This is a genomic window from Burkholderia savannae, assembly GCF_001524445.2.
GTDB lineage: Bacteria > Pseudomonadota > Gammaproteobacteria > Burkholderiales > Burkholderiaceae > Burkholderia > Burkholderia savannae.
The window spans coordinates 3,072,157-3,096,832 of sequence record NZ_CP013417.1 but is presented as its reverse complement, the minus strand read 5'-3'; the positions used below and the strand labels follow the sequence as shown (position 1 = coordinate 3,096,832).

Sequence of the window (24,676 nt, the reverse complement as noted above, 5' to 3'; positions counted from 1 at the left end):
GTGTGAATCGGCGCGCGTGAAGCGACGTGTGCGAAGCGACGCGCGTGATGTGCGAAGCAGCGCGAATCGATACGCGTGAAGCGATGCGCGTCGGGCCGCTCGGAAGAAGAAACGGAGCCGGCGCGCGGGCGTCCCGCTTGCATGGAGACGACGGGCGGCGCGGCCACGGCGTCGCCCGCCGCCCGCCGCCCGCCGCGCCCGCGGCTTACGTCATCCGGCTCTTCGCGAGCGGCGGATTCGCCGCGAAATAGCGCTTGATCCCGCGAAAGATCGCGTCGGCCATCTGGTCGCGGTACGCGTCGTCGTTCAGCCGGCGCTCTTCGTCCGGATTGCTGATGAACGCGGTTTCGACGAGGATCGACGGAATGTCGGGCGCTTTCAGCACCGCGAACCCCGCCTGCTCGACCGAGCCCTTGTGCAGCTTGTTGATGCCGCCGACTTCGCGCAGCACGTAGTTGCCGTAGCGCAGCGAATCGCGGATCTGCGCGGTCGTCGACATGTCGAAGAGCGCGCGGTTCACCGCGACGTCCTGCGTCTTGATGTTGATCCCGCCGATCAGATCCGACGAGTTCTCCTTGTTCGCGAGCCAGCGCGCGGCCGCGCTCGACGCGCCGTGATCCGACAGCGCGAACACCGACGAGCCGCGCGCGGACGGCGTCGTGAACGCGTCCGCGTGGATCGACACGAACAGATCCGCGCCGACGCGCCGCGCCTTTTGCACGCGCACGTTCAGCGGCACGAAGAAGTCGGCGTCGCGGGTCATCATCGCGCGCATGTTCGGCGCGGCGTCGATTTTCGCGCGCAGCTTCTTCGCGATGTCGAGCGCGACGTGCTTCTCGTACGTGCCGCCGCCGCCGATCGCGCCCGGGTCCTCGCCGCCGTGGCCCGGATCGATCGCGACCGTCAGCAGGCGCACGGTGCCGCGGCCGGACTTCGGCGCGGTGAACGCGTAGGTGTCGGCGTCGCCCGAATCGTCGTCGTCGTTCTTGCGCGCGATGACGGGCGGCGGCTTGACCGCGGGCCGCGACGGCGCGACGGGCGGCGGCGTTTGCGCGAGCGGCGGATTGGCGGCGGCGCCGGGCGCCGGGCGCGCCGCGTGCGCGGGCGGCGGGCCGTTCTGCGCGAAGCGCTGGAAGAATGCGTCGCTGTTGTCGGTCGCGGCGGGCGGCGCGGCGGTCGGGCCGTTGAGCGCGGCCGTCGGCGGCTGCGCCTGCTGCGCGCGCAGCGTGTCGTTCAACTGCTGCTCCTTGCGTTCCGTCTGCGCGATCAGGTCGGACAGCGGATCGGGCGCGACGGCCGGATACAGGTCGAACACGAGCCGGTACTTGTAGGTGCCGACGGGCGGCAGCGTGAACACCTGCGGCTTCACCGAGCCCTTCAGGTCGAACACCATCCGCACGACGTGCGGCTGATACTGGCCGACCCGCACCGACTGGATCTGCGGATCGTTCGGCGCGATCTTCGATACGAGGTCGCGCAGCGCCTGGTCGAGCTCGAGGCCGTTCAGGTCGACGACGAGCCGGTCCGGCCCTTGCAGCAACTGCTGCGTGTTCTGCAGCGGCTGGTCCGATTCGATCGTCACGCGCGTGTAGTCGCGCGCGGGCCACACGCGCACGCCGAGCACGGAGCTCGCGTGCGCGAGGCGCGGCAGCGCGAGCCCGAGCACGAGCGTCGACGCGCCGGCGCGCAAGATCTGCCGGCGTCGCCAGTTATGGGTCGCGGTGGCCGCCGATTCGATCGAGCGGAACGGTTTGATCAACATCTTTCGAGACATGCCTTTCCTGATGCGCTGTACGCCCGGGCGGTGAGGAGCCGGCCTTCGCCGTCCACCTCGAGCGAGAACACGAGATCCGGCACGCCGAGGAGCGCGCCCGCCCGCTGCGGCCATTCGACGATGCAGATCGCGCCGGAATTGAAATACTCGCGAAAGCCGGCGTCGGCCCATTCGGCCGGATCGCTAAAACGGTACAGATCGAAGTGATAGACCTCGAGTTCCCCATCGGAACGCGCGAGTGCGTACGGCTCGACGAGCGTGTAGGTGGGGCTCTTCACGCGGCCGGCGTGGCCGAGGCCGCGCAGCATCGCGCGCACGAGCGTCGTCTTGCCCGCGCCGAGATCGCCGTGCAGCTGGATCTGGAGGCCGTCGAACGCGTGCGCGGCGGCGCGCGCTTCGCGCATCGCGTCGAGCGCGTGCGCGAGGCGTTCGCCGAACGCGATCGTCGCCGCTTCGTCGGCGAGCGCGAGCGTGCGCTCGGCGAGCGGAGGGGGCAGGGTGGGCGCGGCATGCGCGTGGCTAGGCTGCTCGGGCATTCTCGTAAAATAGAGCGATGAACCGAATTCCGGAACTCGCAGTCGCAGATGCGCGCCCCTCGCACGACGGGCGCGCCGCGCCGTCTCGCCTCGACGATGCGAAGCTCGCCGAGCTCGCGTCGCGCATCAAGGCGTGGGGGCGCGAATTGGGTTTCGGGGCGATCGGCATCAGCGATACCGATCTCTCGGATGCCGAAGCAGGGCTCGCCGCCTGGCTGGAAGCCGGATGCCACGGCGAGATGGATTATATGGCCAAACATGGGATGAAACGCGCGCGGCCGGCCGAACTTGTGGCCGGCACGCGACGCGTGATCTCCGCGCGGCTCGCCTATCTGCCCGCCGCGACGCTCGGCGACGCGTCCGGCTCCGCAGGCGCGCGGCGCGACTGGCGCGCGCGCGAGGCGGCGCGCATCGCCGATCCGCAGGCGGCCGTCGTGTCCGTTTACGCGCGCGGCCGCGACTATCACAAGGTGCTGCGCAACCGGCTGCAGACGCTCGCCGAGCGGATCGAGGCCGAGATCGGCGCGTTCGGCCATCGCGTGTTCACCGATTCGGCGCCCGTGCTCGAAGTCGAGCTCGCGCAGAAGGCGGGCGTCGGCTGGCGCGGCAAGCACACGCTGCTGTTGCAGCGCGACGCGGGCTCGTTCTTCTTCCTCGGCGAGATCTACGTGGACGTGCCGCTGCCGACCGATGCGCAGACTGCGCCCGACCTCGCGCCCGAGACGCCGGGCGCGCACTGCGGCAGTTGCACGCGCTGCATCGGCGCGTGCCCGACCGGCGCGATCGTCGCGCCGTACCGCGTCGACGCGCGGCGCTGCATCTCCTATCTGACGATCGAATTGCACGGCAGCATCCCCGAGCCGCTGCGCCCGCTCATCGGCAATCGCGTGTACGGGTGCGACGACTGTCAGCTCGTGTGCCCGTGGAACAAGTTCGCGCAGGCTGCGCCCGTTGCCGATTTCGACGTGCGGCACGGGCTCGATCGCGCATCGCTCGTCGAGCTGTTCGGATGGACTGCCGAGCAATTCGACGAACGCATGCAGGGCAGCGCGATTCGCCGGATCGGCTACGAGCGCTGGCAGCGCAATCTCGCGGTGGGCCTCGGCAATGCGTTGCGCGCGGCGCCCGGCAGCGTCGAGCCTGCCGCGCGCGCGGCGATCGTCGCGGCGCTGCGCGCGCGCTCGGGCGACCCGTCGGTGTCCGCGCTCGTGCGCGAGCACGTCGACTGGGCGCTGCGCGCCGCGTGAAGGCGGCGTAAAGTGACGGTTTGGCGGGCGGCCGGCGCGTCGTGCGTGCGCCCCCCTTTCTGGAGACAACGATGTTCAACGCGGTAATCGATGCGCCGTTCGGCAAGATGGGCATTCGCACCGATGCGTCGGTCGTGCGCGAGATCGTCTATTTGCCCGAATCGATGAAGAGCGTTGCGCCGGACACGACGCTCGCGAAACGGGCCGTGCGCCAGATCGAGCGTTATTTCGAGCGCGCGTCGGCCGGTTTCGACCTGCCGCTCGCGGAAGTCGGCACGCCGTTCCAGCATCGCGTGTGGAGCGCGATCGGCGCGATTGCGCCCGGCGTCGTACTGACCTACGGGCAGCTCGCGAAGCAGATCGGCAGCGCGCCGCGCGCGGTCGGCCAGGCATGCGGGGCGAATTATTTTCCGCTCGTGATCCCGTGTCACCGCGTTGTCGCGTCGGGCGGGATCGGCGGCTTCGCGAACCACGACGACGAAGGCTACTACCTCAAGGTCAAGCGCTGGCTGCTCGCGCATGAGGGCGTGCGGTACTGATGGCGCGCGCAGCACGGGTTCCCGAGGCCGACATGGCGGCCGCCGATGCCGAGCGCGCGCTTGCGCCGTCGGCGGACCGTCCGTCCGGCGAACTGGCCGCGTCGCCCGCGTGGGTCGACAGCCGAGCGTCGATCGATCTGTTCTGCGATGCGATGTGGCTCGAGCACGGGCTGTCGCGCAACACGCTCGATGCGTACCGGCGCGATCTGCAGCTCTTCGCGCAGTGGCTGGCCGCGCGGCACGCGGTGAGCGTCGATCATGCGAGCGAGCCGATGCTGACGGGCTACATCGCGGCGCGCAGCGACGGCAAGGCGACGTCGTCGAATCGCCGGTTGTCGGTGTTTCGGCGCTACTACGGCTGGGCGGTGCGCGAGCATCGCGCGACTGTCGATCCGACGCTCAGGATCGCGTCGGCGAAGCAGGCGCCGCGTTTTCCGTCGACGCTGTCCGAGGCGCAAGTCGAGGCGCTGCTCGCCGCGCCGGACGTCGACACGCCGCTCGGCTTGCGCGACCGCACGATGCTCGAGCTGATGTACGCGAGTGGGCTGCGCGTGAGCGAGCTCGTCACGCTGAAGACGGTCGAGGTCGGCTTGAACGAGGGCGTCGTGCGCGTGACGGGCAAGGGCTCGAAAGAGCGGCTCGTGCCGTTCGGCGAAGTCGCGCACGGCTGGATCGAGCGCTATCTGCGCGACGCGCGGCCCGCGCTGCTCGGCGCGCGCGCGGCCGATGCGCTGTTCGTGACCGCGCGCGGCGACGGCATGACGCGCCAGCAGTTTTGGAACATCATCAAGCGCCACGCGCAGCAGGCGGAAGTTCGCGCGCATCTGTCGCCGCACACGCTGCGGCACGCGTTCGCGACGCATCTGCTGAACCACGGCGCGGACCTGCGGGTCGTGCAACTGCTGCTCGGCCATAGCGACATCTCGACGACGCAGATCTACACGCACGTCGCGCGCGAGCGGTTGAAGACGCTGCATGCGGCGCATCATCCGCGCGGATGAGGCTTGCACGGTGCGGTTGCGAGGGCGGTGGGCGTTCGCATCGGATACATCGGATACGTCCGATGAGTTCGATGAGTCCGATGTATCAGACGCATCGAGGCGCGCATCGCGTGCGAATTCGGCGTTTCGCAGCCGCGGGATATCCGATGGCTCGCGGGCCGCACGCGCCGGCCGCCGGTGCGGCGCGCGGGCCGCGTTTCGTCATAGCATCTCGCGCAGCCGGTGCTTGAGCACCTTGCCCGTCGACGCGGCCGGCAGCGCGGCGAGCGTGCGAATTCGCGCGGGGCGCTTGTACGGCGCGAGGCGCGTCGCGCACCAGACTTTCAGATCGTCCTCGGTCGCGGCCGCGTTCGGCGCGAGCTCGACGAACGCGATCACTTCCTCGTTGCCTTCGATCGCGCGCCCGATCACGGCCGACTGGACGACGTCCGGATGCGCGTTCAGCGCCTGCTCCACTTCGGCGGGATAGACGTTGAAGCCCGAACGAATGATGAGCTCCTTGCTGCGGCCGGCGATCGTCACGGCGCCGTCGTCGCCCGCGTGTGCGAGGTCGCCCGTCTTCAGCCAGCCGTCCGCCGTGACGGCCGCGCGCGTGCCTTCCGGATCGCGGTAGTAGCCGAGCATCACGTTCGGCCCGCGCACCCACAGCTCGCCGACTTCGCCCGGCGCGACGTCGGCGCCGCACGTCGTGCAGAGGCGCACGGCGACGCCCGGGATCGGCACGCCGACCGAGCAATCGGCGCGCGGCGCGTCGATCGGCGTTTGCGTGATCGTCGGGCTGCTTTCGGTCATTCCGTAGCCGTTGTGAAGCGGCAGGCCGTAGACACGTTCGACGCGCGCCTTCAGATCGGCGTCGAGCGGCGAGCCGCCCGAATAGACGAAGCGCAGATGCGGCGCGCGCCACGCGTGCCCGTGCGTGCGCAGATGCTCGAGCAGCTTTGCGTGCATCGCGGGCACACCCTGAAAAATCGTGACGTACTCGTCGACGAGCGCGCGGCGCAATGCCTGCGGCGAGAAGCGGGGCGCGAGCCTGAGCGTCGCGCCCGCATAGAGGCTGCCGAGGCATACCGACGCGAGCCCGTAGACGTGCGACACGGGCAGCACCGCGTAGACGACGTCGGTCGGCGCGACGCGCCGCTGTGTGCTCGACACGGCCGCGACGAACAGCAGGTTGCGGTGCGACAGCATCACGCCCTTCGGCGCGCCGGTCGTGCCGGTCGTGTAGATGAGCGCCGCGCACTGGTGCGCGGCGTCGGTTTCGACCGGCTCCGCGCGCGCGTTCGCATCGATCGTGTACGACCACGCGCCGATGTCGGGCGTGACCGGCGCGGCCGGCTGCGCGCCGCTGCGTTCGGCGTGCGCGCTTGCATCGGGCGACGTGCCGGTGACGAACGCGATCAGGCGCGGTCGCGCGTGTGCGGCGATCGCTTCCAGCTCGGCTGCCGCGAGGCGCGCGTTCGATGTGATCGCCCATGCGTCGAGCCTTGTCGCGGCGAGCAGCAGCACGATCTGCGCGACGCTGTTCTCCGCGACGATCATCACGCGGTCGCCGGCTTGCACGCCGAGCGCGCGCAGCCGGTCGGCCGCGGCGTCGATCGCGCGCGCAAGCTGCGCGTACGTGAGCGCGCGCGCGTCCTCGATCAGCGCGACGTGATCGGGCGCGTGTTCGGCGATGCGCGCGGGCAGCGCCGCAATTCGCGGCGGCAGGGCGGCGAGCAGCGCGTCGACGTCGATCGTCGGGCCGGCGGTGAATTGGGTCGTCATGGTATCTCCGGTTGATCGGCGCGAGCGCGGTGCCGCGCAGTTGCCGACCGTGTGGCGACGATCGTGCCATGCGTCCGTCGCGCGGACAATCTGCCATTCGGACAATAGTCCCGCGCGCCGCCTGCAATTAAAATGCGCACATGAGCAAATCCAAACACGTTTCCGAAACGCCCGCGACGCAGTTCCTGCGCCGACACGGCGTCGCGTTCGACGAGCACGTCTACGAGTACGTCGAACACGGCGGCACGTCCGAGTCGGCGCGCCAACTGGGCGTCGACGAGCACGCTGTCGTCAAGACGCTCGTGATGGAGGACGAGCACGCGAAGCCGCTCGTCATCCTGATGCACGGCGATCGCACGGTGTCGACGAAGAATCTCGCGCGGCAGATCGGCGCGAAGCGCGTCGAACCGTGCAAGCCGGAAGTCGCGAACCGGCATTCGGGCTACCTCGTCGGCGGCACGTCGCCGTTCGGTACGAAGAAGGCGATGCCCGTCTACGTCGAATCGTCGATTCTCGAGTTGCCGTCGATCTACCTGAACGGCGGCCGCCGCGGCTATCTCGTGAGCGTTGCGCCCGTGGTGCTGACGACGCTGCTGAACGCGCGGCCCGTGCAATGCGCGAGCGTCGACTGAGGGTTTCACCCGCGTGGCGCGCCGCGCCGCTTCGGTAGAATGAGCGCCGCCGCGGCTTCGCGATCGAGGCCGTCCAATCCATCCATACGTTGAAACAAGAGTCCTTCGCATGCAGATCCTGCTCGCTACCGTCGCCGCCTATCTGATCGGATCGGTGTCGTTCGCTGTCGTCGTCAGCGCCGCGATGGGGCTCGCCGACCCACGCTCGTACGGCTCGAAAAACCCCGGCGCGACCAACGTGCTGCGCAGCGGCAACAAGGGGGCCGCGATCCTCACGCTCGTCGGCGATGCGTTCAAGGGCTGGCTCGCAGTCTGGCTCGTCAGGCGCTTGGGCATCGGCGGCGAGATCGGCGTCGCGCTTTCGGCGATCGCCGTGTTTCTCGGCCACCTGTACCCGGTGTTCTTCCGCTTCCAGGGCGGCAAGGGCGTCGCGACCGCGGCAGGCGTGCTGCTCGCCGTGCATCCGGTGCTCGGCCTCGCGACCGCGCTGACCTGGCTCATCGTCGCGTTCTTCTTCCGCTATTCGTCGCTCGCGGCGCTTGTCGCCGCGGTGTTCGCGCCGGTTTTCGACGTGTTCCTGTTCGGCACGCGCAACAATCCGGTGGCTTGGGCGGTGCTCGCGATGAGCCTGCTGCTGATCTGGCGGCATCGCTCGAACATCTCGAAGCTCCTCGCCGGCGAGGAAAGCCGGATCGGGCAGAAGAAGACGGGCGCGTGAGTCGCGCCAATCCGGCCCGTGCGCTGGGATGAGGCACGCGGCGCGTGCCGGCGCCCGACGCATCGGGCCGAACGCGATCGGCGCCGTCACGGCGGCGCTGCGATGGCGGCCCGTGCGTTTCGGATTCGGACGTCGACTGCGTTCGCGAACGATCGATGCCACAGCTCGCGCAAGCGGCGTGCGAATGCGTATGAATGCGTGCGAATGCGCGCGGGACCGAACGACACGCGTGGCGCGCTCGCGCATTCGTCGCTGCTGCGATGCGGATCGCTCGACGGCATCGAATGCCGAAACGCGAATGCCGAAACGCATATGACGGAAGGGCTTGCGCGGCGCCGGCGACTGATTGCCCGGCGAACGTGGCATGCGGTCGATTCGGCCCGGTCATCCTGCCGTTCGTCACGCCGCGAGCGACGCGGCGGTCGTTGTGGCGTCATGCTGCGTCGTGCGGCGTCGTGCGGCGTCGTGCGGCGAGACGAGCGGCACGACGATCTCTTGGATGCCCGATCCCGTCACGGTCAGCGCCCGCCGAATCGAAGCCGTCCTCCGCGATATGGCCGGCGAGTTACACGATCGGCGAGTTAGACGACCGGCGAGCCGCACGACGAGCGAGTTCCGCAACCGCCGAGCCCCACGACCGCCGAGCCCCACGACCGCCGACTTCCGCGGCCAACATCCTTCCGCCTTCAGTCGCGGAAATTGTTGAAATCGAGCGGCGTATCGGCCACTTCCTTGCGCAGCAGCGCGATCACGCTTTGCAGATCGTCGCGCTTCGCGCCGGACACGCGCACCGCGTCGCCCTGGATGCTCGCCTGCACCTTGATCTTGCTGTCCTTCACGATGCGCACGACCTTCTTCGCGAGGTCGCCCGACACGCCTTTCTTGATCGTCGCGACCTGCTTCACCTTGTCGCCGCCGATCTTCTCGATCTTGCCGTATTCGAGGAAGCGCACGTCGACGTTGCGCTTCGCCATCTTGCCGATGAGCACGTCCTTGACCTGGCCGAGCTTGAAGTCGTCGTCGGCGTAGAGCGTGAGCTCGCGCTCCTTCTGCTCGACGCGCGCGTCGGAGCCCTTGAAATCGAAGCGGGTCGAAATTTCCTTGTTCGACTGCTCGACTGCGTTTTTCACTTCGATCATGTTCGCTTCGGAAACGACGTCGAACGATGGCATGGCATTCTCCTGTAGGGCGTGCCGCGCGCGGCCTGCGCGCGGGCACTCGCTATAATTGCGGACTGACCGCCATTTTACCGGCGCCCCTAGATTTGCCCAAGGCCGCGGATTTGACCGTGTGCCGGCGCAACCGCGAATGCCGATGTCCCGTCCCGATTCCTCCGTTCAGTTGATTCCCGATTTTCCGCTGCGCGCGCACAACACGTTCGGCTTCGACGTGCGCGCGCGCCTTGCCGCGCGGATCGGCTCGCCCGCGCAGTTCGCTTCGCTCGCGCGCGATCCGCGCGTCGCGGGGCTCGACCTGTTCGTGCTCGGCGGCGGCAGCAATGTCGTGTTCACGGGCGACTTCGACGGCCTCGTGCTGCTCGACGAGATTCGCGGCCGCGCGCTCGTGCGCGAAGACGAAGGCGCGTGGTTCGTCGAGGCGGGCGGCGGTGAGAACTGGCATGCGTTCGTCGAATGGACGCTCGCCGAAGGGATGCCGGGGCTCGAGAATCTCGCGCTGATTCCGGGCACGGTGGGCGCCGCGCCGATTCAGAACATCGGTGCGTACGGGATCGAGATGAAGGAACATTTCGCGTCGCTGCGCGCGGTCGAGCTCGCAACGGGCGAGATCGTCGAATTCGACGCGCAGCACTGCGCGTTCGGCTATCGCGACAGTTTTTTCAAGCGGGAAGGGCGCGGCCGTTTCGCGATCGTGTCGGTGACGTTCCGGCTGCCGAAGGCGTGGACGCCGCGGCTCGGCTACGCGGACGTCGCGCGCGAGCTCGCCGCGCGCGGGATCGACGCGAGCCGCGCGAGCGCGCGCGACGTGTTCGACGCGGTTGTCGCGATCCGCCGCGCGAAGCTGCCCGATCCGCTCGAGCTCGGCAACGCGGGCAGCTTCTTCAAGAATCCGGTGATCGACGCGCAGGCGTTCGCCGCGCTGCGCGCGAGCGAGCCGGACGTCGTGTCGTATCCGCAGCCCGACGGTCGAGTGAAGCTCGCGGCCGGCTGGCTCATCGACCGTTGCGGATGGAAGGGGCGCTCGCTCGGCGCGGCGGCCGTTCACGAGCGGCAGGCGCTCGTGCTCGTCAATCGCGGCGGCGCGTCGGGCGCCGACGTGCTCGCGCTCGCGCACGCGATTCGGCGCGACGTGCTCGAGCGCTTCGGCGTCGAGCTGGAGGCGGAACCCGTGTGTCTGTAGTAGGTAGTAGGCGGCTTGGCCGCGCGCCATCGACCATAAAAAAACCTCGCTGATTCACAGCGAGGTTTCTGGTCGCGCCGAAGGAGCGCGCCGGCGCCGCGATCCGCGGGCGCCGCGCTCGCGCGCTGGGCGGCAACGTGCGGCCGCCGCAGGCGCGCGTCAGTGGTTCAAGCGCCCGAGCAGCAGGAACTCCATCAGCGCCTTCTGCACGTGCAGGCGGTTTTCCGCCTCGTCCCACACGACGCTCTGCGGGCCGTCGATCACGCCCGCCGTCACTTCCTCGCCGCGGTGCGCGGGCAGGCAGTGCATGAAGAGCGCGTCGGGACTCGCGTGCGACATCATTTCCTCGTCGACGCACCAATCCGCGAACGCCTGCTTGCGCGCCTCGTTTTCCGCTTCGAAGCCCATGCTCGTCCAGACGTCGGTCGTGACGAGATCCGCGCCCCTGCACGCTTCGTTCGGATCGTCGAACACCTGGTAGAACGGCGCGCTTTCCGGGTCGACGAGCTTCGCGTCGAGCGCATAGCCGGGCGGCGTCGACAGCCGCAGCTTGAAGTCGAGGATGCGCGCGGCCTGAATCCACGTGTACAGCATGTTGTTTGCGTCGCCGACCCATGCGACCGTCTTGCCGCGGATCGGCCCGCGGTGCTCGTAATACGTGAAGATGTCGGCGAGCACCTGGCACGGGTGGTACTCGTTCGTCAGGCCATTGATCACCGGCACGCGCGAATTCTCGGCGAAGCGCTGGATGATGTCCTGCTCGAACGTGCGGATCATGATGATGTCGACCATCCGCGAGATCACCTGCGCCGAATCCTCGACGGGCTCGCCGCGGCCGAGCTGCGTATCGCGCGTGCTCATGAACACGGCGTGGCCGCCGAGCTGGAAGATCCCGGCTTCGAACGACAGGCGCGTGCGCGTCGAGCTCTTCTCGAAGATCATCGCGAGCGTGCGGTCGTGCAGCGGGTGATAGGTCTCGTAGTTCTTGAATTTGCGCTTCAGGATACCCGTGCGTTCGAGCACGTACTCGTAGTCTTCCAGCGAGAAATCCTTGAACTGCAGGTAGTGACGAATGGTTTTGGCGGTCATGAAACGAAACGCGGCGGACTCACCCGGCGGCCGATGCGCCGGACGGCGCCGCCGTCGGATGTGATAACTCGAAGCAGCATAAAGGATTTTTTACGCTTTGACGAGCCGCGCGCCCGCGCCGCCCGGCGCGCGGGACGGCTTGCTGCCGGCTTGCGGCGCGCGCGCGACACGACGCGCGATGGCGCGCTGCGGTATAATTTCGAAGTTTTCTCAAGCCCGGCGGGCAAGATTCATGCTTGGTCTGCCGGACACAATCGACCAAGGCGGCGGCTTGCCTGCGCGCGATGCGCCGCAAGCCGGAACGCACGTTCAGGCGGGCTCGTCGCGAGCCGCCGCGAAACCGCTTCCATTGTGTTCGAAGTGTCCAGGCGAAGCTTCGCCGGTGCACTGCTGGGCCGTCACTTGGGTACCCTCATGGCTGAAACACTCCCGACCGAATATTTCATTCAGGGCATCACGAAAGATGGGAAGAAGTTTCGGCCGAGCGACTGGTCCGAACGTCTCGCCGGCGTGATGTCGTGCTACGGTCCGGGGGCGAGCGGGCCCAATGCCCGCCTTCAATATTCGCGCTATGTGCGCCCGACGCTGCTCGGTGACCTCAAGTGCGTGATCGTCGATTCCCGGCTGCGCGACATCGAGCCGATGGCGTTTGATTTCGTGATGAATTTCGCGAAGGACAACAACCTCGTCGTTACCGAGGCGTGCGAACTGCCCGATTACAGCAAGGCGCAGAAGTAAGCAATGCGCCGGCGCTCCGGCGGCGGGGCTCGGCGATCGCGTGGCGGTGGCGCCGCGGCAATCGCGCGCGACGGCCGCGGTCGGCGGAACATCGAGCGAAGTCGAAAGGCGCAGCGCGAAATCCAGCAAAAAAAGCCCGCACGAAGCGGGCTTTTTCGTCGATCGCAGAGGAAACAGGGCGCCCGCCTCGCGGGCGCGCCGGATTTACTGCGCGGCTTGCGCCTGCAGGCCCTTGACGGCTGCGGCGAGGCGGCTCTTGCTGCGAGCGGCCTTGTTCTTGTGAACGATCTTCTTGTCGGCGATCGTGTCGATCGTCTTCGTGGCGGCCTTGAACAGATCGGCGGCCTTTGCCTGATCGCCGGCGTCGATCGCTTTGCGGACTGCCTTGATCGCGGTACGGAATTTCGAGCGCAGCGCCGAGTTGTGCGAGTTTGCCTTCGCAGCCTGGCGGGCGCGCTTGCGTGCTTGTGCGGAGTTAGCCATGACGGTTCCTTATCCTGTCCTGTTTCCAGAGCTTGGAGCCTGACGGCCAAGCGCTGCTTTTCGATCCGACTCCCGGAAGCGATTGTCCGGGAGCGCAAAAAAACGTCGGTTTTAACCGAGGCCGGCCGACACGCTTGACCGCGAAACGCCGCTCGCGCGACGCACGCAATGCGTATGACAGGCTCAGAAACCGACAATTATAACAACAAAATCAAGCGAGTGGCAAGCGCAAGCCGCACCTGCCGGATCGCCCGCGCCGGGTCGTCCGCCTTTTCCTCGGACGTACCGGCCGCCGCCGCCCGAGGTCCGTATAATAAGCGCCCCATGAATCTATTCCGAGCCCTGCTGACGGTCAGCGGCTTCACGCTGCTGTCGCGCGTGACCGGACTGGCCCGCGAGACGCTGATCGCCCGTGCGTTCGGCGCCAGTCAATTCACCGACGCATTTTACGTTGCGTTCCGCATTCCGAACCTGCTGCGCCGGCTGTCCGCCGAGGGCGCGTTCTCGCAAGCGTTCGTGCCGATTCTCGCCGAGTTCAAGAATCAAAAAGGGCACGATGCGACGAAGGCGCTCGTCGACGCGATGTCGACCGTGCTCGCGTGGGCGCTCGCGTTCCTGTCGCTCGCCGGCGTCGCCGGTGCGTCGTGGGTCGTGTTCGCTGTCGCGTCGGGCCTGCGCACGGACGGGCAGGCGTTCCCGCTCGCCGTCACGATGACGCAGATCATGTTCCCGTACATCGTGTTCATCTCGCTCACGACGCTCGCGTCGGGCGTGCTCAACACGTACAAGAGCTTTTCGCTGCCCGCGTTCGCGCCCGTGCTGCTGAACGTCGCGTTCATCGTCGCGGCGGTGTTCGTCGCGCCGCATCTGAAGGTGCCCGTCTACGCGCTCGCGTGGGCGGTGATCGCCGGCGGCGTGCTGCAGTTCGCGGTGCAGCTGCCGGGGCTGAAGAAGATCGACATGGTGCCCGCGATCGGCGTCAATCCGAGGCGCGCGCTCGCGCATCCGGGCGTGAAGCGCGTGCTCGCGAAGATGGTGCCCGCGACGTTCGCGGTGTCGGTCGCGCAGTTGTCGCTCATCATCAATACGAACATCGCGTCGCGGCTCGGGCAGGGCGCCGTGTCGTGGATCAACTACGCGGACCGGCTGATGGAGTTCCCGACCGCGCTGTTGGGCGTCGCGCTCGGCACGATCCTGCTGCCAAGCCTGTCGAAGGCGCACGTCGACGCCGATTCGGCCGAGTACTCCGCGCTCCTCGACTGGGGGCTGCGGGTCACGTTCCTGCTGGCGGCGCCGAGCGCGCTCGCGCTGTTCTTCTTCGCCGAGCCGCTGACGGCGACGCTCTTCAACTACGGCAAGTTCGACGCGCACACGGTCACGATGGTCGCGCGCGCGCTCGCAACGTACGGGATCGGCCTCGTCGGCATCATCCTCATCAAGATTCTCGCGCCCGGCTTCTACGCGAAGCAGGACATCAAGACGCCCGTGAAGATCGCGGTCGGCGTGCTCATCGTCACGCAGTTGTCGAACTACGTGTTCGTGCCGATCATCGGCCACGCGGGGCTCACGCTCAGCATCGGCGTGGGCGCGTGCCTGAATTCGCTCCTTCTGTTCATCGGGCTGCGCCGCCGCGGCATCTATCAGCCGTCGCCCGGCTGGCTGCGCTTCTTCGCGCAGCTCGCGGGGGCGTCGCTCGTGCTCGCGGGCGTGATGCACTGGCTCGCGATCAATTTCGACTGGACGGCGATGCGCGCGATGCCGCTCGAGCGGATCGCGCTGATGGCCGCCTGCCTCGTTCTGTTCGCTGCGCTATATTTCGGTATGTTGTGGCTGATGGGTTTCAAATACGCGTACTTCAGACGGCGCGCCAAGTAACGGACCCCAATGACTCGCGTTCTCGACTATTTCAGTGCGCTCGTCGCGGAAGACGACGGCCTGCCGCTCACCGAGGCGGCGCTGTCGCTCGCGCTGGACGCCTATCCCGACGCGGATCTGCAGGGCGTCCTCGCGGAGCTCGACGCGCTCGCGGTGCGGCTCGTCAGGCGGCTGCCGGACGGCGCCGGCGCGAGCGACAAGCTCGCGCTCCTGAACGACTTCTTCTTCCGCGAGCTCGGCTTCGCGTGCAACCACAACGACTACTACGATCCGGACAACAGCTACCTGAACATGGTGCTCAAGCGCCGTCGCGGGATTCCGATCTCGCTCGCGGTGCTGTATCTGGAACTCGCCGAGCAGGTTGGGGTGCCCGCGCGCGGCGTGTCGTTTCCCGGGCATTTCCTGCTGCGCATCGCGCTGCCGGACGGCGATGCGATCCTCGATCCGACGACGGGACGCTCGTTGTCGGAGACGGAGCTCGTCGAGATGCTCGAGCCGTACGTCGCGCGCGCCGACGGCGGCGCGACGAGCATGCTGCGCGCGCTGCTGCAGCCGGCCACGGATCGCGAGATCGTCGCGCGGATGCTGAACAACCTGAAGGCCGTCTATCTGCAGACGGAACGCTGGCAGCGGCTGCTCGGCGTGCAGGAGCGGCTCGTGATCCTGCTGCCCGGGCAGCTCGACGAAGTGCGCGACCGCGGCTTCGCGTACGCGCGGCTCGACTATCTGCGCCCGGCGCTCGAGGATCTGGAGACGTATCTCGGCGAGCGGCCCGATGCGGCCGACGCGACGGTCGTCGAAGCGCAATTGAGCGAATTGCGGCAGCGGATGCAGCGCGACGACGACGATTGAGCGGCGAGCCGGCTGGGCAGCGGCCCGATGCCGGTGCGCGACGCCGGTGATCGGAGCGGCGCGACCGACGATGCGATCGAAGGATCGTCGCTCGCACCGCGCCTGCTTCGATGTCGCGTTCGAATCCGACGATTGACGTGATGACGACGTGACGACATGACGACATGACGACGCCCGCGGATGCCGACGCATCCAGCGGGCGTTTTTTTTCGTGCCCGACGACGCGCCGCTCATGCGGCGCAGCCGGTGCCGAGCGCATGCGCGCGGCCGCATTACTTCGGTTGCATCCGGATCGCGCCGTCGAGGCGGATCACCTCTCCGTTGAGCATCGGGTTCTCGACGATCTGCTTGACGAGCATCGCGTACTCGGCCGGCTTGCCGAGGCGCGGCGGGAACGGCACCATCGCGCCGAGCGCGTCCTGCACTTCCTTCGGCATGCCGAGCAGCATCGGCGTTTCGAAGATGCCGGGTGCGATCGTCATCACGCGGATCGCGTTGCGCGACAGGTCGCGCGCGACGGGAAGCGTCATGCCCGCGACGCCCGCCTTCGACGCCGCGTACGCGGCCTGGCCGATCTGGCCGTCGAACGCCGCGACCGACGCGGTGCTGACGATCACGCCGCGCTCGCCCGTTTGCGTCGGCGCGTTCGCGGCCATTGCGGCGGCCGCGACGCGAATCATGTTGAACGTGCCGATCAGGTTCACGGTGATCGTTTTCGCGAACAGGTCGAGCGGGTGCGGGCCGTCCTTGCCGACCGTCTTCGCCGCGGGCGCGATGCCCGCGCAATTGACGAGCCCGCGCAGCGTGCCGAGCTTCGTCGCGGCGGCGACGGCCGCCTGCGCGTCTTCCTCGCGCGCGACGTCGCACTTGACGAACACGCCGCCCAGCTCGCGGGCGAGCGCTTCGCCCGCTTCCTGATTGAGGTCGGCGAGCACCACCTTGCCGCCCGCCTCGGTCAACAGGCGCGCGGTGCCCGCGCCGAGCCCCGATGCGCCGCCCGTGATCAGGAAGACGCTGTCGCGAATCTCCATGTTTGCTCCTTCTCCTTGGATTGGTACGAATGCCGATCGAATGTCGTGACGCGCCGTGCGCCGTGCGACGATTGTACGGGCGAGCGCCGAAGCCCGGCGCGAAGCGAACGACCGGACGAAAAAAAACCGCCCGGGGAGGGCGGTTTTCCGTTCGGCGTCGCGCGCCGCGTGCGCGGGGCGCGATTACTTCAGTGCGTCGAACACGCGCGTGCGGATTTCGTCGACGCCGCCGAGGCCGGAGATCTTCCGGTACGCCGGCGCTTTCAGGCCGTTCTCCTCGCCGCGCTTCGCCCAGTCGCCGTAGTACGTGATGAGCGGCTTCGTCTGCGCTTCGTACACGTCGAGACGCTTCTTCACCGTCTCTTCCTTGTCGTCGTCGCGCTGGATCAGGGGCTCGCCCGTCACGTCGTCCTTGCCTTCGACCTTCGGCGGGTTGAACGTCACGTGGTACGTGCGGCCCGACGCCGGGTGCGTGCGGCGGCCGCTCATCCGTTCGATGATTTCGGAGAACGGCACGTCGATCTCGAGCACGTAGTCGATCGCGACGCCCGCTTCCTTCATCGCGTCGGCCTGCGCGATCGTGCGCGGGAAACCGTCGAACAGATAGCCGTTCGCGCAGTCCGCTTGCGTGAGGCGCTCCTTGACGAGGCCGATGATCAGCGAATCCGGCACGAGCTTGCCTTCGTCCATGTACGTCTTCGCTTCGACGCCGAGCGGCGTGCCGGCCTTCACGGCGGCGCGCAGCATGTCGCCCGTCGAGATTTGCGGGATGCCGAACTTTTCCTTGATGAAGTTTGCCTGGGTGCCCTTTCCCGCGCCGGGCGCGCCCAACAGGATCAAACGCATGGTGATATCTCCGGTATGTGAATGCTTTGGCGCGAGACGCTACGGGACCCGCGGCGCGGCTCGGCGGTTCTGTCGCAAGCGCGGTCGACCGGTCTAACTGCGGCGCGTCGGTGGCGACGCGCGGCGGCCGGCGAATGACGGGCTTGGAGCGAATCTCGGTGAGCGGCGCGGGCGGATCGCTCGCACAATCGTTCGATTATGCCATGGGTTATTTGGCGCGAGACCGAAAAAGGGCCTGCACGCGTTCGAGATCGGCCGGCGTGTCGATGCCGGCCTCGGGCGCGTGCTCGGTGACGAGCACCGCGATGCGCTCGCCGTGCCACATCGCGCGCAACTGCTCGAGCTGCTCGGCCGCCTCGATCGGCGCCTGCGCGAGCGTCGGATACGTGCGCAAAAAGCGCGCGCGATACGCGTAGAGGCCGATGTGCCGATAGACGGGGCACGTCGGCGCGGGCATTGCCGCGACGTTCGGCCAGTGCGGCAGGTACGCGTCGCGCGACCACGGAATCGGCGCGCGCGAGAAGTACAGCGCGACGCCGTTCGCGTCGAGCACGACCTTCACGTAGTTCGGATTGAACACGTCCTGCGCTTCGTGCAGCGGGTGCGCGGCCGTCGCGATCGCGCACGACGGATGCGCGGCGAGGTGCGACGCTACGTCGCGCACGAGCTGCGGATCGATCAATGGTTCGTCGCCTTGGACGTTGACGACGATCGTGTCGTCGCCGAAGCCGAGCTTGGCGGCGACTTCGGCGAGGCGGTCGGTGCCGGACGGATGGTCGGCGCGCGTGAGCACCGCGTCGAAGCCGTGCTCGCGCACCGCGTCGAGGACGTTTTGCGCGTCGGACGCGACGAGCACTTGCTGCGCGCCCGCCTCGCGCGCGCGTTCGGCGACGCGCACGACCATGGGCTTGCCGCCGAGATCGGCGAGCGGCTTGTTCGGCAGGCGGGTCGACGCGAGGCGGGCGGGAACGACGGCGACGAAAGGGAGCGAGGAGGTCATCGGACGTGCGCGAAGCGGCAAAGGGTTCGAAAAGTGCGCCCGCGTGGCTTGGCGGGCGGCGGAGTCGGGGCGGGCGGTGCTTCGGCGCCCGCGCGCGGGTGAGGCGGCAACGGCGCGCGCGACGCGAGGCGCGCGGCGCGGCGTTGCCTTCAGCGGCCCTGTGCCGGGCCAGCCGGCTCGACCGGCGTGCCTTCGACCGTCTGGCGCGCTTCGTCGACGAGCATCACCGGGATGCCGTCGCGGATCGGGTACGCGAGCTTGTCGGCGTTGCAGACGAGCTCCTGCGCGCCGCGGTCGTAGTGGAGCGAGCCCTTGCAAATGGGGCATACAAGGATTTCAAGCAGGCGTGCGTCCACGGAGTTTCTCCACAACGAGAGCGATAAGGCGGGGGTCGAGCGCGGCTTCGACCGGGACGACCCAGATTCGAGCGTCGCGCCACGAAGTCCCCAATTTTACTGCATCCTTCTCGGTGATCAGGATCGCGTCGAAATGATCGTCGACGAACGGGTTGCGGGCGAACGCGTAGTGGTCGGGCAGCGCGCGCGTCGCGGGCGCGACGCCCGCCGCGCGCAGCGTCGCGAAGAAGCGCTCGGGCGCGCCGATGCCGGCCGCCGCGAGCACGCGCTCGCCCGCGAACTGCGCGAGCGGCTTGCGGCGCGACGGCTCGTCGAGATGCCACGCGTCGCCGGGCGCGAGCGAGAGCGCGAACGTGTCGGGCCACGGCGGCAGCGCGCGGCTGTACGGATCATTGACGAGCGTCGCGTCGCGACGGCGCGACAGCGGCTCGCGCAGCGGGCCGGCGGGCAGCAGGAAGCCGTTGCCGCCCAGGCGGTGATCGAACACGACGATCTCGACCGCGCGAGCGAGCCGGTAATGCTGCAGGCCGTCGTCGCTCACGACGACGTCGACGTCCGGATGCGCGGCCGTGAGCGCGCGCACGGCGGCGACGCGGTCCGGGCACACCCACACGGGCGCGAGCGTGCGGCGCGCGATCAGGAGCGGCTCGTCGCCCGCCTGTTGCGGCGGCGACGCGGGCGTGACCGCGGTGGGCGCGGCGATCTTCGCGCCATAGCCGCGCGACACGACGCCCGGCGTGAAGCCCGCGGCGCGCAACGCGTCGACGAGCGCGATCACGGTCGGCGTCTTGCCGGTGCCGCCGACCGTCACGTTGCCGACGACGACGACGGGCACGCCGCAGTCGATCCGCTCCTTCCAGCCGCGCGCGTAGGCGGCGCGGCGCAGCGCGGCGATCGCGCCGAATGCGCATGCGAAGGGCGCGAGCGCCCATGCGAGCGCGCCGCGGCGCTGCCACTCGCGGGTCAGGCGCGCTTCGGCGCGCGCGAGGAGTCGCGGCTGCGCGCTCATGGCGCGAGGCGCGAGGCGCCGCGCGGCGCGGCAGAGGACGGATTCGTCAACACGTTTCTCCGGAAGGCGGCCGGCGGCCGCGCGGTCTGCGAAAGGCGGCACTCTAGCGCGCCCGGCGCGCGGCCGGCAAGTCGCGCGGGTGCGGCGTGCGGCCCGCGCCGCGCCGTCGCGCGCTGGAACGGGCTGTGGATAACTCTGTGAAAAACTTGGCGCCCGGCTGTCCGGCAGGGCCGCGCGGCGGGCTTTCAATCGGCGGGATGCGTGCGAGGGATGCCGAAAAACTCATTGAAATCAAGTGCTTGCTTGAAATCATCAGGGGTTTCGGGACGATTGTTACGACGCCGTCCCTGTTTCGATGCCCGTGTGGACACTTGAGCGGCCCCGCACGCGCGGCTTGCCGTGCGCGCCGAGGCAGTCTATCGTTGGGCCGCCTGAAATCATCCGACCGTCCATGCATTCCGAAACCACTTTCGCCGGCCCCGGGGGCGCGCCCGCGGGCGACGGCGTCATTCCCGTGTCCGCGCTCAACCGCGCGATCGGCACGATGCTCGAACGCACGTTTCCGCTGCTGTGGGTCGCGGGCGAAGTGTCGAACTTCACGCGCGCGGCGAGCGGCCATTGGTACTTCTCGATCAAGGATCAACAGGCGCAGATGCGCTGCGTGATGTTCCGCGGCCGGGCGCAGCACGCGGAATTCACGCCGCGCGAAGGCGACAAGATCGAGGTGCGCGCGCTCGTCACGATGTACGAGCCGCGCGGCGAGGTGCAGCTCAGCGTCGAGGCGATCCGGCGCACGGGCCAAGGGCGGCTCTACGAAGCGTTCCTGCGGCTGAAGGCGCAGCTCGAGGCCGAAGGGCTCTTCGCACCCGAGCGCAAGCGGGCGCTGCCGACGCATCCGCGCGCGATCGGCATCGTCACGTCGCTGCAGGCGGCCGCGCTGCGCGACGTGCTGACGACGCTCGCGCGCCGCGCGCCGCACGTGCCCGTGATCGTCTACCCGGCGCCCGTGCAGGGCGCGGGCGCGGCCGAGAAGCTCGCGGCGATGGTCGAGGCGGCGAACGCGCGGCGCGAGGTCGACGTGCTGATCGTCTGCCGCGGCGGCGGCTCGATCGAAGACTTGTGGTCGTTCAACGACGAGGGGCTTGCGCGCGCGATCGCGGCGAGCGGGGTGCCCGTCGTCTGCGGCGTCGGGCACGAGACCGATTTCACGATCGCCGATTTCGCGGCCGACGTGCGCGCGCCGACGCCGACGGGCGCGGCCGAGCTCGTGAGCCCGCAGCGCGCGCTGTTGTTGCGGGAGCTGAGCGACAGGCAGGGCGCGCTCGCGCGCGGCCTGCGGCGCGGGCTCGATCTGCGCGCGCAGCAGCTCGACTGGCTCGCGCGCCGATTGGTCAGCCCGGCCGAGCGTCTGGCGCGTCAATACACGCACGTGGGCCAGCTCGCCGCGCGGCTCACGGCGGCGGGCGCGCGGCCCGTGCGCGACGCGCGCGCGCGCTTCGCGCTCGTGCAACTGCGCTGGCAGCGCGCGCGGCCCGACGTCACGCAGGCGCGGCAGGCGCTCGCGACGCTCGCGCAAAGGCTCGAGGCGACGCTGCAGCGGCGCCTCGAACGCGATGCCGCGCGCGTTGCCGCGTGCGCGGCGCGGCTCGAGGTGTTGAGCCCGCAGCGCACGCTGGAGCGCGGCTACGCGGCGCTCATCGACGCGCAGACGGGCCGCGCGGTGCGCGCGCCGTCGGCGCTCAAGCCGCAACGCCGGCTGACCGTGCATCTCGCGGAAGGCTCGGCCGACGTGTCGCTTGCCGACGTGCAACCGCGTCTTTCGGATACATTCTGATGATGCGACGCGCGTGCGGCATGCGAAACGGCACGTGCTTCGCGTGCGCCGTTTCGCGCGTCGCGGATGCAGCGTCAACGTCGATTTTTCGGATGTGACGGATAAAGGCCCGCGAGTTTGCGGGGTTATTCGGAGTCGCCTACAATCGGGCGTTCCGCGGCATCCAATATTGCCCTCCCTACATACAACTTCGAAGGAACCGATCATGGCTCATACGCTCCCGCCGTTGCCGTACGCTGAAGACGCGCTCGCTCCGCACATCTCGCAGGAGACGATCCAGTTTCACTACGGCAAGCATCACCAGGCTTATGTGACGAACCTGAACAATCTGATTCCCGGCACCGAGTTCGAGAGCCTGTCGCTGGAAGAGATCGTGAAGAAGTCGTCGGGCGGCATCTTCAACAATGCCGCGCAAATCTGGAACCACACGTTCTTCTGGAACAGCCTGTCGCCGAACGGCGGCGGTGCGCCGACGGGTGCGCTCGGCGACGCGATCAACGCGAAGTGGGGCTCGTTCGACGCGTTCAAGGAAGCGTTCACGAAGGCGGCGGTCGGCACGTTCGGCTCGGGCTGGGCGTGGCTCGTGAAGAAGGCGGACGGTTCGCTCGACATCGTGTCGACGAGCAACGCCGCGACGCCGCTCACGACGGCCGACAAGCCGCTCCTCACGATCGACGTGTGGGAGCACGCTTACTACATCGACTACCGCAACGCGCGTCCGAAGTTCGTCGAGGCGTTCTGGAACATCGTGAACTGGGACTTCGCCGCGAAGAACTTCGCGTAAGCGGCCCGTCATCCGACGAATTCAATTCGGAAAAGAATCGAGCGATACGCAGTGACAAGATTTCGAATCCGTCTCGAAGAAAAAGCCCTCCGCCGGAGGGCTTTTTTTTCGCCTTTAACGGGGGCTCACCCTACTTGCATTGCGTTGACGTTACATCAGCGGATTGGCCGATGGCCGTGAGTTTCGGCATCGACGAGCGGGCCGCATGCGCTCGTCGGGGGACGCATCGCGACGGCCGGCCGATCCGTCCGTTCACCGCGCGCTCTGCGTGAGCGATTGCGGTTCCATCGCATTTTTTTCGGGGCGTGGCGTTGGCTCGCCACGTCCCGTTTCGCCGGGCGACGGTGATTTCATCGTCGCCCGGCATCTTGTGTGCCGTCGCGTCCGGGGGGGCGCGGTGCTTTTCTTTCTTCTTAGAAAAGGTAGATGACAACATGGCACTTTCACGAGGCACTCGCACCTTGATCGGTGCAACGCTTTGCGCATCCGTCGCGCTGATGACCGCCGCTTGCGGCGGCTCGGACGGCTCGGGCGACGGGGCGAGCGCGAGCGTGCTCAAATCGCCGCATGGCCAGGGCAAGTCGGGCACCACCAGCAGCACCGGCGGCACCAGCACCACCGGCAGTACGGGCAGCACCAGCGGCAGCGGCGGCACCAGCAGCACGCAGAGCACGATGGCGCTGCAGATGGCGGACTTCATCCTCGCGCAGCAGGACGTCAACGGCGCGATTCCGGACGAGGCCGGCACCGCCACCGCCAATACGGACTCCGACATGGAGTACGCGTTGATCGGCCTGGCGGCCGCCTACGGCGCCACCCATGACGCCAAGTATCTGAACGGTCTCGAGAAGGGCATCGCGTGGCTCGCCGCACGCGAGGAGATGACCGATCCGGCGTGGACGGGCAGTTGGCGTTACGCGTATTCGATGACGCCGCCGTACGACGCGATCCCGACGTCGCCCGGCGCCGGCATCGCCGACGTGCGCGGCGTGGACGCGACGTCCGCGCTCTTCGTCTATCTGCTCTACCTCGACCGTCAACTGACGGGCAGCACGGCGCTCGTGACGCAATACGGCGCCAACGCGCGGGCGGCGCTCGACTTCGTTCTGGCGAAGAACATCAACCCGAGCGGCTACTCGGGCAGCTCGTGGCAACTGCCCGTCGGCAGCACCACGTGGCAGTTCTGGCCGTACGAGTACGCGGCGGATCAGGGCGATGTCTATCTCGGCATGAACGCGGGCGGGCTGTTGTTCCCGGACAATCCGAACTACGCGGCGAAGGCGGCGTTCCTGAAGGCCAACGTGCCGTCGCAGTTCTACATGACGGACGCGCAGCGTTATTCGGTCGGCCGCGACACGGGCGCTCCGCTCGACGCGGATCTCGGGATCGACACGATCTTCCCGCAGGGCTACCTGCCGTGGGTGTTCGGCGCCAATACGCAGAGCATGGGTTCGATTCAGTGGATGATCAACCAGACGGCCGCCGACGGCAGCATCCGCTCGCCGTCCACCGATCCCGCCTATGCGCTGTCCAACGTGATCCTGCTGCTCGGCGCGCCGACGCAAGGCATGCAGGCGCCGTCGACGACGCTGCCGTGGATCGTCAACAACGTGCTCGATCCGCAGACGTACGGCATCCACGACTTCCCCGGCTCGCCGGACCTGGAGACGAACGTCTCCGGCTTTGCGGTCACGGCGCTGCTCGGGACGAAGGCGTTCCCCTGATCGGGGCGTGAATCCGGCGGGCGGCATCGAATGCCCGCCGGATTCGGCAATGGCGGCCGGATGCGTTCGACGGAGCGCGTCCGGCTCGCCCGCCCGCGCCGCCGGCGACGGCGGCGCGGGGGCGCACGGCGCGATCGCGCCGGCGCGCGCGGCATCGGCGACGCCAAGGCGATGCGCAATCGCGCGCCCGATCCCGCAGCGCAATTCCGCATCCCTTTCCGTGATGTCGTTGCGTCATCCGATCGATGGCGGGCATGCGCGCGCGATCAACGAGGTGCGCGCAGGCGTGGCCGCCGCAGCGGCGGCCGTCGTCGTCGAGCCGCGTTCGACGATCCTCAGATCCTTCGTTCCTTCAATACGCCGATTCGCCGATTCGCCGATCCGCCGATCCGCCGATCCGCCGATCCGCCGATCCGCCGATCCGCCGATCCGCCGATCCGCCGATCCGCCGATCCGCCGATCCACCGATCCACCGATCCACCGATC

General features: G+C 68.4%; 24 protein-coding genes. 12 read left to right on the top strand and 12 right to left on the bottom strand.

Going from position 1 to position 24,676, the window contains the following annotated elements; genetic code table 11:
* Nucleotides 1–205: 205 nt before the first annotated feature.
* The gene (locus WS78_RS15285; protein WP_059581412.1) at nucleotides 206–1,762 is read right to left on the bottom strand and encodes an N-acetylmuramoyl-L-alanine amidase; all 1,557 of its coding nucleotides are present in this window, start codon (nucleotides 1,760–1,762) and stop codon (nucleotides 206–208) included.
* A complete protein-coding gene (tsaE, locus tag WS78_RS15280) occupies nucleotides 1,756–2,310 on the bottom strand; it encodes a tRNA (adenosine(37)-N6)-threonylcarbamoyltransferase complex ATPase subunit type 1 TsaE (protein ID WP_059581417.1) in 555 nt (184 codons plus the stop codon). Before tsaE ends, WS78_RS15285 begins: the two co-directional genes overlap by 7 nt.
* Nucleotides 2,311–2,327: 17 nt before the next feature.
* Between tsaE and queG the strand changes: the two genes are divergently transcribed.
* From queG to xerD, 3 genes are all read left to right on the top strand, one after another.
* A complete protein-coding gene (gene queG, locus WS78_RS15275) occupies nucleotides 2,328–3,557 on the top strand; it encodes a tRNA epoxyqueuosine(34) reductase QueG (protein WP_038752134.1) in 1,230 nt (409 codons plus the stop codon).
* Nucleotides 3,558–3,628: 71 nt separating this feature from the next.
* Nucleotides 3,629–4,096, top strand: coding sequence for a methylated-DNA--[protein]-cysteine S-methyltransferase (locus WS78_RS15270; protein WP_059581421.1), 468 nt, complete (start codon nucleotides 3,629–3,631; stop codon nucleotides 4,094–4,096).
* 32 nt (nucleotides 4,097–4,128) lie between these two features.
* Entirely contained in the window at nucleotides 4,129–5,097 is a 969-nt protein-coding gene (gene xerD / locus WS78_RS15265; RefSeq protein ID WP_082717346.1) for a site-specific tyrosine recombinase XerD, read from the top strand.
* A gap of 201 nt (nucleotides 5,098–5,298) precedes the next feature.
* Here the strand turns inward: xerD and WS78_RS15260 are convergent, their stop codons facing one another.
* A complete protein-coding gene (locus tag WS78_RS15260; RefSeq protein WP_059581428.1) occupies nucleotides 5,299–6,861 on the bottom strand; it encodes a class I adenylate-forming enzyme family protein in 1,563 nt (520 codons plus the stop codon).
* A 140-nt stretch (nucleotides 6,862–7,001) separates the two neighbouring features.
* Here WS78_RS15260 and ybaK point away from each other — a divergent pair, with 140 nt between their 5' ends.
* Both ybaK and plsY read left to right on the top strand, forming a co-directional pair.
* Complete coding sequence (gene ybaK / locus WS78_RS15255; protein WP_038752123.1) at nucleotides 7,002–7,493, top strand: Cys-tRNA(Pro) deacylase; 492 nt, start codon at nucleotides 7,002–7,004, stop codon at nucleotides 7,491–7,493.
* Between the two features lie 109 nt (nucleotides 7,494–7,602).
* Nucleotides 7,603–8,211 carry a glycerol-3-phosphate 1-O-acyltransferase PlsY gene (gene plsY / locus WS78_RS15250; protein ID WP_059581432.1) on the top strand — a complete coding sequence of 203 codons (609 nt, stop codon included), beginning with the start codon at nucleotides 7,603–7,605 and terminating at the stop codon, nucleotides 8,209–8,211.
* A gap of 686 nt (nucleotides 8,212–8,897) precedes the next feature.
* Here plsY and WS78_RS15240 read toward each other — a convergent pair.
* Complete coding sequence (locus tag WS78_RS15240) at nucleotides 8,898–9,383, bottom strand: YajQ family cyclic di-GMP-binding protein (RefSeq protein WP_038752114.1); 486 nt, start codon at nucleotides 9,381–9,383, stop codon at nucleotides 8,898–8,900.
* Between the two features lie 136 nt (nucleotides 9,384–9,519).
* Between WS78_RS15240 and murB the strand changes: the two genes are divergently transcribed.
* Nucleotides 9,520–10,569, top strand: coding sequence for a UDP-N-acetylmuramate dehydrogenase (gene murB, locus WS78_RS15235; protein WP_059581440.1), 1,050 nt, complete (start codon nucleotides 9,520–9,522; stop codon nucleotides 10,567–10,569).
* Between the two features lie 159 nt (nucleotides 10,570–10,728).
* Here murB and argF read toward each other — a convergent pair whose 3' ends face one another.
* Nucleotides 10,729–11,658, bottom strand: coding sequence for an ornithine carbamoyltransferase (argF, locus tag WS78_RS15230; protein ID WP_059581445.1), 930 nt, complete (start codon nucleotides 11,656–11,658; stop codon nucleotides 10,729–10,731).
* Between the two features lie 414 nt (nucleotides 11,659–12,072).
* Between argF and WS78_RS15225 the strand changes: the two genes are divergently transcribed.
* The gene (locus WS78_RS15225) at nucleotides 12,073–12,396 is read left to right on the top strand and encodes a DUF3579 domain-containing protein (protein ID WP_038752104.1); all 324 of its coding nucleotides are present in this window, start codon (nucleotides 12,073–12,075) and stop codon (nucleotides 12,394–12,396) included.
* Nucleotides 12,397–12,600: 204 nt separating this feature from the next.
* Here WS78_RS15225 and rpsT read toward each other — a convergent pair whose 3' ends face one another.
* The gene (gene rpsT, locus WS78_RS15220; RefSeq protein ID WP_059581448.1) at nucleotides 12,601–12,879 is read right to left on the bottom strand and encodes a 30S ribosomal protein S20; all 279 of its coding nucleotides are present in this window, start codon (nucleotides 12,877–12,879) and stop codon (nucleotides 12,601–12,603) included.
* A 168-nt stretch (nucleotides 12,880–13,047) separates the two neighbouring features.
* On the opposite strand from rpsT, the gene murJ reads away from it, so the two are divergent.
* The gene (gene murJ, locus WS78_RS15215; protein WP_317135630.1) at nucleotides 13,048–14,754 is read left to right on the top strand and encodes a murein biosynthesis integral membrane protein MurJ; all 1,707 of its coding nucleotides are present in this window, start codon (nucleotides 13,048–13,050) and stop codon (nucleotides 14,752–14,754) included.
* 9 nt (nucleotides 14,755–14,763) lie between these two features.
* Nucleotides 14,764–15,606: a SirB1 family protein gene (locus WS78_RS15210; RefSeq protein ID WP_038752096.1), complete on the top strand. Its 843-nt coding sequence runs from the start codon at nucleotides 14,764–14,766 to the stop codon at nucleotides 15,604–15,606.
* Nucleotides 15,607–15,878: 272 nt separating this feature from the next.
* Here the strand turns inward: WS78_RS15210 and WS78_RS15205 are convergent, their stop codons facing one another.
* The 5 genes from WS78_RS15205 to lpxK all read right to left on the bottom strand — a co-directional run bounded on the left by WS78_RS15205 (nucleotide 15,879) and on the right by lpxK (nucleotide 19,848).
* Nucleotides 15,879–16,637 carry an SDR family NAD(P)-dependent oxidoreductase gene (locus WS78_RS15205; RefSeq protein WP_038752093.1) on the bottom strand — a complete coding sequence of 253 codons (759 nt, stop codon included), beginning with the start codon at nucleotides 16,635–16,637 and terminating at the stop codon, nucleotides 15,879–15,881.
* Nucleotides 16,638–16,820: 183 nt separating this feature from the next.
* Nucleotides 16,821–17,483: an adenylate kinase gene (gene adk, locus WS78_RS15200; RefSeq protein ID WP_038752090.1), complete on the bottom strand. Its 663-nt coding sequence runs from the start codon at nucleotides 17,481–17,483 to the stop codon at nucleotides 16,821–16,823.
* Between the two features lie 208 nt (nucleotides 17,484–17,691).
* Complete coding sequence (gene kdsB / locus WS78_RS15190; protein WP_059581452.1) at nucleotides 17,692–18,483, bottom strand: 3-deoxy-manno-octulosonate cytidylyltransferase; 792 nt, start codon at nucleotides 18,481–18,483, stop codon at nucleotides 17,692–17,694.
* Between the two features lie 149 nt (nucleotides 18,484–18,632).
* On the bottom strand, nucleotides 18,633–18,839 hold the full coding sequence (locus tag WS78_RS15185; RefSeq protein WP_059581455.1) for a Trm112 family protein: 207 nt from the start codon (nucleotides 18,837–18,839) through the stop codon (nucleotides 18,633–18,635).
* Complete coding sequence (lpxK, locus tag WS78_RS15180) at nucleotides 18,820–19,848, bottom strand: tetraacyldisaccharide 4'-kinase (protein WP_038752083.1); 1,029 nt, start codon at nucleotides 19,846–19,848, stop codon at nucleotides 18,820–18,822. The genes WS78_RS15185 and lpxK overlap by 20 nt, the downstream gene beginning before the upstream one ends.
* A gap of 451 nt (nucleotides 19,849–20,299) precedes the next feature.
* Between lpxK and xseA the strand changes: the two genes are divergently transcribed.
* Nucleotides 20,300–21,682 carry an exodeoxyribonuclease VII large subunit gene (gene xseA / locus WS78_RS15170; protein WP_059581460.1) on the top strand — a complete coding sequence of 461 codons (1,383 nt, stop codon included), beginning with the start codon at nucleotides 20,300–20,302 and terminating at the stop codon, nucleotides 21,680–21,682.
* Nucleotides 21,683–21,887: 205 nt separating this feature from the next.
* Nucleotides 21,888–22,466 carry a superoxide dismutase [Fe] gene (gene sodB, locus WS78_RS15165; protein ID WP_038752078.1) on the top strand — a complete coding sequence of 193 codons (579 nt, stop codon included), beginning with the start codon at nucleotides 21,888–21,890 and terminating at the stop codon, nucleotides 22,464–22,466.
* Between the two features lie 130 nt (nucleotides 22,467–22,596).
* Here sodB and WS78_RS37600 read toward each other — a convergent pair whose 3' ends face one another.
* Nucleotides 22,597–23,166, bottom strand: coding sequence for a hypothetical protein (locus tag WS78_RS37600; RefSeq protein WP_226377154.1), 570 nt, complete (start codon nucleotides 23,164–23,166; stop codon nucleotides 22,597–22,599).
* Between WS78_RS37600 and WS78_RS15155 the strand changes: the two genes are divergently transcribed.
* Nucleotides 23,153–24,190 carry a hypothetical protein gene (locus tag WS78_RS15155; RefSeq protein ID WP_226377153.1) on the top strand — a complete coding sequence of 346 codons (1,038 nt, stop codon included), beginning with the start codon at nucleotides 23,153–23,155 and terminating at the stop codon, nucleotides 24,188–24,190. The genes WS78_RS37600 and WS78_RS15155 overlap by 14 nt on opposite strands.
* Nucleotides 24,191–24,676: the final 486 nt, after the last annotated feature.